Annotated in this window: 8 protein-coding genes; 5 read left to right on the forward strand and 3 right to left on the reverse strand. The window is 74.9% G+C overall.

The annotated features are described in order from the left end of the window. Positions 1–126: 126 nt before the first annotated feature. Positions 127–993 carry a spermidine synthase gene (locus ACZ60B_RS41965; protein ID WP_469397102.1) on the reverse strand — a complete coding sequence of 289 codons (867 nt, stop codon included), beginning with the start codon at positions 991–993 and terminating at the stop codon, positions 127–129. 270 nt (positions 994–1,263) lie between these two features. Further along, positions 1,264–1,725, reverse strand: coding sequence for a hypothetical protein (locus ACZ60B_RS41970; RefSeq protein WP_469397104.1), 462 nt, complete (start codon positions 1,723–1,725; stop codon positions 1,264–1,266). Between the two features lie 255 nt (positions 1,726–1,980). On the opposite strand from ACZ60B_RS41970, the gene ACZ60B_RS41975 reads away from it, so the two are divergent. Continuing rightward, entirely contained in the window at positions 1,981–3,432 is a 1,452-nt protein-coding gene (locus ACZ60B_RS41975) for a hypothetical protein (protein ID WP_469397105.1), read from the forward strand. 95 nt (positions 3,433–3,527) lie between these two features. Here the strand turns inward: ACZ60B_RS41975 and ACZ60B_RS41980 are convergent, their stop codons facing one another. Further along, entirely contained in the window at positions 3,528–4,127 is a 600-nt protein-coding gene (locus tag ACZ60B_RS41980) for a histidine phosphatase family protein (RefSeq protein ID WP_469397106.1), read from the reverse strand. A 190-nt stretch (positions 4,128–4,317) separates the two neighbouring features. Here ACZ60B_RS41980 and ACZ60B_RS41985 point away from each other — a divergent pair, with 190 nt between their 5' ends. Genes ACZ60B_RS41985 through ACZ60B_RS42000 form a run of 4 tightly spaced genes read left to right on the forward strand, consistent with a single transcriptional unit; the run spans position 4,318 to position 9,341 of the window. After that, on the forward strand, positions 4,318–5,283 hold the full coding sequence (locus tag ACZ60B_RS41985) for a phosphatase PAP2 family protein (RefSeq protein ID WP_469397108.1): 966 nt from the start codon (positions 4,318–4,320) through the stop codon (positions 5,281–5,283). Continuing rightward, positions 5,234–6,418, forward strand: a complete 1,185-nt coding sequence (locus ACZ60B_RS41990) for a hypothetical protein (RefSeq protein ID WP_469397114.1) — start codon at positions 5,234–5,236, stop codon at positions 6,416–6,418. Before ACZ60B_RS41985 ends, ACZ60B_RS41990 begins: the two co-directional genes overlap by 50 nt. Next, the gene (locus ACZ60B_RS41995) at positions 6,409–8,004 is read left to right on the forward strand and encodes a hypothetical protein (protein ID WP_469397111.1); all 1,596 of its coding nucleotides are present in this window, start codon (positions 6,409–6,411) and stop codon (positions 8,002–8,004) included. The genes ACZ60B_RS41990 and ACZ60B_RS41995 overlap by 10 nt, the downstream gene beginning before the upstream one ends. Further along, on the forward strand, positions 8,004–9,341 hold the full coding sequence (locus tag ACZ60B_RS42000) for an AAA domain-containing protein (protein ID WP_469397116.1): 1,338 nt from the start codon (positions 8,004–8,006) through the stop codon (positions 9,339–9,341). The genes ACZ60B_RS41995 and ACZ60B_RS42000 overlap by 1 nt, the downstream gene beginning before the upstream one ends. Positions 9,342–9,364: the final 23 nt, after the last annotated feature.

Consider the following 9,364-nt stretch of genomic DNA (forward strand, 5'->3'; position numbering starts at 1 on the left):
CGACGCCGCACCCACCCCTCGAGCGCGGCCCGTTCCTCGTCCGACAGCGTCAACTCGGCCTTCGGCCGCCCCATCCGTGCCATAGGGCAAGCCTACACATCTGAATGGAATTCCCGACTCGGAACACTAGCGGAAGACCGACGGCGGCGGGGCGGGGGACGCGACCGCCGCAGCGTCCGTCACCGCCGGGGCGCCGCCGGCGAAGTCGGTGAGCGCGCGGCCGTGTTCGACCCGGCCCGGGTGGGGATCCGAGGCCGCCCGCCGGGTCAGTTCGGCGACGGGCAGCGGGAGGTCGGAGGCGACCAGCACCGCGTTGCCGAACCGCTTGCCGCGCAGCACCGTCGGATCGGCGACCAGGGCGAGTTCGCCGAAGCGGGCGGCGGCCGTGGCGATCTGGCCGCGCAGATGCGCCAGCGGTGGCCCGTCGGCCAGGTTGGCGGCGTAGAGCCCGCCGGGTCTCAGCGCCCTGCGCACCTCGTCGAGGAACTCGGTCGAGGTCAGGTGGGCGGGGGTGCGGGCGCCGCTGAACACATCGGCGATGACGAGGTCGGCCCAGCCGTCCGGCACCTTGGCGAGCCCTTCCCGGGCGTCCGCCGAGCGCACCCGTATCCGTGTGTTGGCCGCCAACGGAAGCTCGCGGCGCACCAGTTGCACGAGGGCCGCGTCCCGCTCGACGACCTGCTGGGTGGAGCGGGGGCGGGTGGCGGCGACATACCGGGCGAGCGTGAGTGCGCCGCCGCCGAGGTGCACGGCGTGCACGGGCCGGGCGGGCGGGGCGGCCAGGTCGATGACGTGGCCGAGGCGGCGCTGGTACTCGAAGGAGAGGTACCCGGGGTCGTCCAGGTCGACGTGCGACTGCGGGGCGCCGTCGATGAGCAGGGTCCAGGCCCGTGCCCGGTCCCGGTCGCGTATCAGCTCGGCGAGACCGCCGTCGACGGGCTCGACGACGGCGTCACCGGCGTCCGGCCGCCGGGGGTTCCTGGACTTTCCCATGGGGCCATTCTCGCAAGCGCCCGGCCCCCGTGCCGCCCGGCGACGGCCGGCGGCCCGCCCGACGGCACCCGACGGCCCGTCCCGCGGCGGCCGGCGGCCCGCTCGACGGCGCCCGGCAGCCCGCTCGGCGAGGGCTGCCGCGCTCAATGGCCGTGCCCGCCGGCCGACGGCGATGCCCGCTCGACGGCGTCCGTACCTGCTCGGCTTGCTCGTGCCGCCCGGCACCGCGCCCGCCCGACGGCGCCCGCGCCCGGCGGCGGCCGTACCCGCTCAGCGGCGGCTGTCGGCCGCCTCGATGAGCCGGGCCGCCTCGCCCAGGGCCCGCCGCAGCACCGCCGGATCGGTCGCGAGGTCCGCCTCGCCCGGCGGCAGCAGCCAGTCCGAGCCCTCGACCGGCGGCACGGGGTCGGGCCGCAGCCCCCGCCCGTCGGTGTGCGTGCAGACGCTGCCGGGGACGTCCCACGCGGCCGCGGTGCCGGGCGGCACGAGGAAACCGAGCGTGTCGCACCCGTCGTCGTGCAGTACGGGCCCCACCGCGTCCACGTCCGCCCGGCGCAGGATGTCGACCGCCTCCAGCCCCTGGCGGGCCGGCACCGTGACGAGGTCGCACCCGTCGACCTCGTCGGGCGGTCCGCCGCACTCCGGGAGCGGGAAGCGCTCCGCCGTCACCGCGGCCGCCGACCCGATCGGCGTCACCGTCGTACAAGGACCGACGCTTTGGCTCGTCCCCATCCCGGCCTCCACCACAGAACCTTCTTGCAGTTCGGGCGGTTCAACGCGTCACGGCGTCAAGGGCTACGGCGGAATTCAGCCGCAAAGGATGGCAGTTCATGGCGGATCGGGGATGAGATATCCGGTTTGTAGCCAAACACTGCGTGGCGGGCCGACCACAACAGGTACCTTCTTGCCCGCCGGAAACAGGGTGGCACACGGACAACTCATCCCGAATCCGGCATGGTTCGACGGTTCGCACGAGAGGACCCGGCCATGACGTCGTCAATGGTGACCTCGTCCCAGCCCAACCGGCCCACGCGGCCCAATCTCGCCTTCCGGCGGATACGCGGACACCGTTCACCGGGCGAGTTCGCCGCACTGGTGCGGCGGGCCGCCCGCGAGATCGGCGAGCAGGTCAGCTGTGACGCCCGCTACATCGGCCGGGTGGAGGCGGGCGAGATCCGCTGCCCCAACTACGCGTACGAACGGGTGTTCCTGCACATGTTCCCCGGCCGCACGCTCACCGACCTCGGCTTCGCGCCCCGTTCGGCCGTCCGCGGCCGGTCGGCGCGTGCGGACGGGGAGGCGCCCCCTGCTCACCCGATGAGCCCGGCGCACACCACCGGTGAGACGCACGAGGCGTACGAGCCGTATGAAACGCAGGACCCGCAGGACCCGTACGAAATGCACCACAACCACGAGGAGAGCGACGTGCTGCGTCGCGCATTCATGACCCGCGGGGGCGCCACCATGGCGGCCGCCTCACTGGCTCCCCTGGGGCTCCCGCACGACGCAGTGGCGGCGGAGCGCCCGCCCCGGCGTCCCGGAGTCCGCGAGGCGAGCGCCCTGGAAGAGGCCGTCCGCCGCATCCGGCTGCTCGACGACCGGCACGGCGCCGACGGCCTCTACCGGCGCGCGGCTGCCCCGCTGCGCACCGCGTACGCGCTGCTGGACGCCGGCGCGACCCGGCAGGCGACCGTCGACCGGCTCCACTCGGGCGCCGGTGAACTGGCCATCTCCGTGGGCTGGCTGGCCCACGACTCGGGCAGATACGACGACGCCCGCTCGCACTACGCCGAGGCGCTCGCCACCGCCCGGGTGACCGACGATCCGGCGCTGGAGGCACACGCCTTCTGCAACACGGCCTTCCTCGCCCGCGACTCGGGCCGCCCCCGGGAGGCGGTGCGGGCCGCGCAGGCCGCGCAGCGGGTGGCCCGCCCGCTGGGCTCGGCCCGGCTGATGTCGCTGCTCGCGCTGCGCGAGGCGGGCGGCTGGGCGGGCCTGGCCGACCGTGCCGGCTGCGAGCAGGCCCTGGTCCGGGCCCAGGCCCTCTACGAGCGGGGTTCCTGCGACGCCGACCCCGAATGGATGAGTTTCTACGGGGAGGCGGAGCTGGAGGGCCTCGAGGCCCAGTGCTGGTCCACGCTGGGCGACTGGGAGCGGGCGGCACGGCACGCCCGGCGGGCGGCCCGGCTCCAGGACCCGCACTTCACCCGGAACATCGCCCTGTACACGGCCGAGCTCGCCGACGACCTCGCCCGCGGCGGCCGCCCCGACGAGGCGGCCACGGCCGGGATGCGGGTGCTCGACCTGCTGGACGAGGTCCAGTCCTCGCGCATCCAGACGATGCTGGCGGGAACCGCGCGGGTGCTGCTGCCGCACCGGCGGGCCTCGGGGGTCTCGGCCTTCCTGGAGCGCCACGCCGGCCGCCCCCGCACACCGTGAGCGCCGCGCACGTGGTGAGCGCCCCATGACGCGCTCGGAGCAGTGGAGTGCGGTGTTGTGAGCGCCGCGCACGTGGTGAGCGCCCCGCGGACCGGTCAGGCGGCCGCCAGGTGCCCCAGGTCGTTCCAGCTCTCGATCGCGGGTTCCCCGTACGCCCAGCCGAGCGCGGACAGCGACGTCGGGTTCAGCCGGATCCGCGCCGCGAACGCGATCGGCAGCCCGAGCCAGCGGGCGCCGATCGACCGCAGGATGTGTCCGTGGGCGAAGACCAGCACGTCCCGGTCCTCCTCCCGCGCCCAGGAGACCACCTCGTCCGCCCGCTCGGTCACCTGCGCCAGGCTCTCGCCCCGCGGCACACCGTCGCGCCAGATCAGCCAGCCCGGCCGCACGGCCTGGATCTCGGCCGGGGTCATGCCCTCGTAGGCGCCGTAGTCCCACTCCATGAGCGTGTCCCAGGTACGCGCGCGGTCGCCGAAGCCGGCGAGTTCGCAGGTCTCACGCGCGCGTACGAGGGGACTGGTGCGCACCTCGACACCGGGCAGTCCGTCGAACGGCGCCCCGCGCAGCCGCTCGCCCAGCAGTTCGGCACCGCGCCGGCCCTCGTCGAGGAGGGGGATGTCGGTCCTGCCTGTGTGCTTGCCGGACAGCGACCACTGCGTCTGTCCGTGCCGGGCCAGCAGGATGCGCGGTGCCATGAGGAGCCTTCCGGGAAGTCTTCGTTCCGATCTCCTCCATCATCGCTCACCACCGGCGGGGGCAACCCGGGAGGCGAGCGCTGCGTCTTTGAGACCCGGGGGCCCGGGACCAGTCGCGTGTGCACGCCGTAAAGTGTCACGGCCGCGCCACCGGGCGCATCAGGGACGACGGAGGGGAAGGGCGAATCGGATGCCGCAGACGGAGGCACCTCGCATCGAGGCGGCCCCTCGGACCCGGCTGCGCTGGTGGACCGAGCTGCCGCTGATCCTGCTGGTGTACGCCTGTTACTCCGCGGGCCGGCTCCTGGCCAGGGGCGACATATCCGGCGCCGTCGACCACGGCACGGCGATCCTGCGCGTCGAGAAGTTCCTGCGCATGAACGCCGAGCACCCGCTCAACCGGCTGTTCACGCGTGAGGCGTGGATCGGCGTACCGGCCGACTTCTGGTACGCGTCGCTGCACTACCTGGTCACGCCGGCGCTCCTGGTCTGGCTGTTCCGCTCCCGCACCGCGCTCTACCGGTCGGCCCGCACCTGGCTGATGACCTCGACCTTCATAGGTCTGATCGGGTTCACCCTGCTGCCCACCTGCCCGCCCCGGCTGCTGTCGCCGGAGTACGGCTTCGTGGACACGATGGCCCAGTACAGCTCGTACGGCTGGTGGGGCGGCGAGGCGAGCGCGCCGCGCGGTATGGGCGGCATGACCAACCAGTACGCCGCGATGCCGAGCCTGCACGTGGGCTGGGCGCTGTGGTGCGGGGTCATGCTCTGGCGCCACGGCGGCACCCGTACGGCGAAGGCGGCCGGGATCGTCTACCCGCTGTTCACCACCATCGTGGTGATGGGCACCGCCAACCACTACTTCCTCGACGCGGTCGCGGGCGCGGCCGTGATGGGCGTCGGACTGCTGCTGACGCCGCTGGTGACGCGGATCGCGGACCGGATCCGGACGGCCCTGGCGACCCTCTGGGGGACGCGGGTCCCGGCCGCCCCGGCGGTCTCCGCCGACGCGGGCACCCCGATTGTCAGTGCCGGATGCCAGACTTCCCCGGGTGAGCGATTTCCACGGCAGCGAGACGCGCGGCTCGGGTCCGGAGCCGAGCCCGGTGCCTCCCCCACGGACGCCGGCGAGGGCACTCCGGCAGCGGCTCGCTGAGCTGCGCGGACCGGACGTAGCGGCGAAGGCGCTGGACGCGCGCGCCCTCGCTGCGCTCGCCGCCAATCCCGGATGCAGACGGCGCGCGCTCCTCGACGGCGCCGGTGTGGACAAGACGGCGCTGGCGGGCGCGCTCGGTTCGCCGTCGGTCTTCGGCCAGTCGCAGTTCGCCTTCACCCGCGGCAACGCGTTCGAGGCCCGCGTCAAGGCGGACGGCGGCGCGGAACTGCTGCGGCTGGTGCACGAGCGACTGGACCGGACCACCCCACCGCCGGAGCCGGGCCGGGTCAACGCCCCCGACCTGGCCGCCGTCGGCCCCGAGGGCCGCACCGCGCGGACGGCGCTGGCGCTGCGCGAGGCCACCGGGACGCCCGGCGTCTGGACGCTGCTCGACCATCCGATGCTCGCGCTCGAGGTGGCGGGCTCCCCGGCCTTCCTCGAGCCGGACGCGGTGGTGGTGCACCCGGACGGCAGTTGGACGGTCGTGGAGATCAAGTCCTTCCCGATGCTGGACGGCTCGGCGGACCCGGCGAAGGTCGGCGCGGCGGCGCGGCAGGCCGCGGTGTACGTGCTGGCGCTGGAGGCGGTGGCCGCCCGGCTGGAGACGGTCCCACGGGTGCGCGACCGGATCCTGCTGGTGTGTCCCAAGGACTTCTCCAACCTGCCCACCGCCTCGGCCGTCGACGTGCGCAAACAGCGCGCGGTCACCAGTCGGCAGCTCGCCCGGCTCACCCGTCTCCAGGACATCGCCGACGCCGTCCCCGAGGGCACCTGCTTCTCCCCCGAGCTGCCCGCCGAGGAGCTCACGGCCGCCGTCGAGTCGGTTCCCGCGGTGTACGCCCCCGAGTGCCTGGCCGCCTGCGAACTGGCCTTCCACTGCCGTGACCGCTCGCGCGCGGACGGCGCGGTGACCTCGCTGGGCCGCTCGGTGCGAGCCGACCTGGGTGGTCTGGCGACGGTCGAGGACGTCCTCGCGGCGGCCCGCGGCGAGGCCGGCGACCCGGCCGACCCGGCGGTGGCTGCGCTGCGCCGGGCCCACCATCTGCGTACCGAGGCCCTCGGTGCGGCCTTCGGGCCGGGATTCGGCCAGACGTTCGTCCAGGCATTCGGTCAGGAGGCGGCTCCTTGTCGCTGATCTCCACTCTCGCCCGGCTGGAGGCCGTCGCCACCGGACGTGCCCAGCCCGCCGCGACCGTGCGGCACCGTCATCTGTCCGAGCGGCCGCTGGTCCTCGTGCCGCTCGTCACCGCGGGCGAGGCCGGTGCCCCGCTCGGCGCGCTGGTCGGCACCGACCGGGACGCGCCGGCCCTGCTCGTCGTGCCGCAGCCGCGCGACCGCGACCTGCGGTTCGCGTTCCTGGCCGAGCTGGCCGACGTGGTCCTTCCCTACGTCGACGGGTACGCGGCCGAGGTCGAGGTCACCGAGCGCAACGAGACCGACCCGGAGACCGGCAGACGGGTCAAGGTCGAGGTCGAACTGTGCGCGGACGCGCCCCAGCTGATCGTGCCGAGCCGGGCCGGCCTGGACCTCGTACGGCTGCTGGGGCGCTCCATGCGCTTTCGCCGCACCGCCGAACAGGATCCGGAGACCCCGCATCCGGCGCCGCCGCGGGTGCCGCTGCTGGGGCGCTGGCTGACCCACTTCGGGGAGCGCTCCCGGGTGCCCGGCTCCGCGCTGCTGCTGGCCCTGACGGAGGTGCTGGGCCGGCACTGGGCGACCGGCCAGTCCAGTCTGGAGGACCAGCACCTGGGCGCGCTGCTGGCCTGGATCGACCCGCCGGAGGGCGTCCGGGGCGCGGAGGCCGCGCTGCGCGCCGAGCTGGGCCGTGACGCGGACGGGCAGTTGCTGTGCCCGCCGGCGGGCCCGGCGACCGACCCGGCGTTCGACAACAAGCTGCTCGCGCCCGCGATCGAGCGCTACGACCGCGCGCGCACCGCCCTCGCCACCGCCGAGGACGGGCTGGAGGCGGACGACCGGCTCGGTGAGGTGACCGCCGCCGAGCAGGCGATCCGCGCCCTGGTCGCCGCCGCCACCCGGCCCACCTGGGACAAGGTGTGGGACGGACTGGACCTGCTGCGCGCGCTGCCGGACGGGGCGCACGTCGAGGAGCGGTGGACGCGCGACCGCTGGTCGTTCACCGCCCATCGCGACCGGGTGCTGGCCGGCGAGCCCCCGCAGCCGCGCCGCGACGACGCGGTCACCGCGGCCGGCAAGCTCGCCGCCCGCGAGCGCGAACAGGCCCGTCTGGAGGCCCAGGAGGCACTGGACGACCCGCTGGTGATGGCGGGCCGGCGGCTGTCCGGGGAGGCGTTCGCGGGCCAGGTCGCGGATGTCGTCATGGCGTACAGCGAGGGCAAGCGGCCCAGCCCGCGGCCGCTGGTCACCGTCTGCACCGACGACCGCCCGCACCTGGGCGAACGGGTCAAGGTCCACCGCTCGCTGGCCGGGAAGCCGCAGACGGCCGAGTTCGTCGGGTACGAGGACGAGGGGCTGCTCGTGCTGCGGATCCTGGACCGGATGGGCCGCGGCAAGGAGCCCGAGGCCGGATCCGTGCCGGAGAAGGGCGACCTGATCTGCTTCACCCTGTTCGAGCACGACCAGCGCGGCGGCGCGAAGCTGCCCGACCCTGAGCACACGCCGTGGACGCACGGCGGGCCCCCCGGTGAGGCGGCCGCCTTGCCGGAGGCCGCCGATCCCGTCACCGAGGAGGACGTCCTGTGATCACCGAGGCCGCCTTCGACCCCGGTGCCCTGGCCGCGCGGGCCACCGAGGCGATCCTGCGCGACACCGTGCGGGGCACCCATCGCGGGGTCGTGGTCGACTCCCCGCCGGGCGCCGGCAAGTCCACGCTCGTCGTCCGTGCCGCGCTGGAGCTCGCCGAGGCCGGTCGGCCCCTGATGGTCGTCGCGCAGACCAACGCCCAGGTCGACGACCTGGTCCTGCGCCTCGCCGAGAAGAGCCCCGAGCTGCCGGTCGGCCGACTGCACAGCAGCGACGCCGACCCGTACGACAAGGCGCTGGACGCCCAGCCGCAGGTCCGCAAGTCGGCGAAGGCGGCGGACCTGGCCGGGCTGCCGGTGGTCGTCTCCACCGCGGCCAAGTGGGCCCACGTCAAGGTCGACGAACCGTGGCGGCACGCGATCGTCGACGAGGCCTACCAGATGCGCTCGGACGCGCTGCTCGCCGTGGCCGGACTGTTCGAGCGGGCGCTGTTCGTGGGCGACCCGGGGCAGCTGGACCCGTTCGCGCTCGTGGGCAGCGAGCAGTGGGCGGGACTGTCGTACGACCCCTCGGCCTCCGCGGTGACGACCCTGCTGGCCCACAACCCCGAGCTGCCGCAGCACCGGCTGCCGGTGTCCTGGCGGCTGCCGGCCTCCGCGGCGCCCCTGGTCTCGGACGCCTTCTACCCGTTCACCCCGTTCCGCAGCGGCACGGACCACGACGACCGACGGCTCTCCTTCGCCGTCCCGTCGGACGGCTCGGGCCCGGACCGGGTGATCGACGAGGCCGCGCTGTCGGGCTGGGGCCTGCTCGAACTGCCCGCGCGGCACACCCCGCGCACCGATCCGGAGGCGGTGCGGGCGGTGGCCACGGTGGTCCGCCGGCTGCTGGACCGGGGCGGCGCGGCGGCCTCGGAGCGCTCCCCCGCGGCCGCTCCCCTCACCGCCGACCGGATCGCCGTGGGCACGGCGCACCGGGACCAGGCGGCGGCGGTGCGGGCCGCGCTGGCCGAGCTGGGGGTCGCGGACGTCACCGTGGACACGGCGAACCGGCTCCAGGGCCGGGAGTTCGACGTGACGGTGGTGCTCCACCCGCTCTCCGGCCGCCCCGACGCCACCGCCTTCCATCTGGAGACGGGCCGGCTGTGCGTCCTCGCCTCCCGCCACCGCCACGCCTGCATCGTGGTGTGCCGCGCCGGTGTGAGCGACCTCCTGGACGACTACCCGTCCACGGAACCGGTCCAGCTCGGAACCCTCGTGAAGTTCCCGGACGGCTGGGAGGCCAACCACGCGGTCCTGGCCCGCCTGGCCGAACACCGGGTCACCTGGCGCCCCTGACCACCCCGCCGGACGGGGACCCC

Source organism: Streptomyces sp. NPDC104096 (assembly GCF_055584385.1).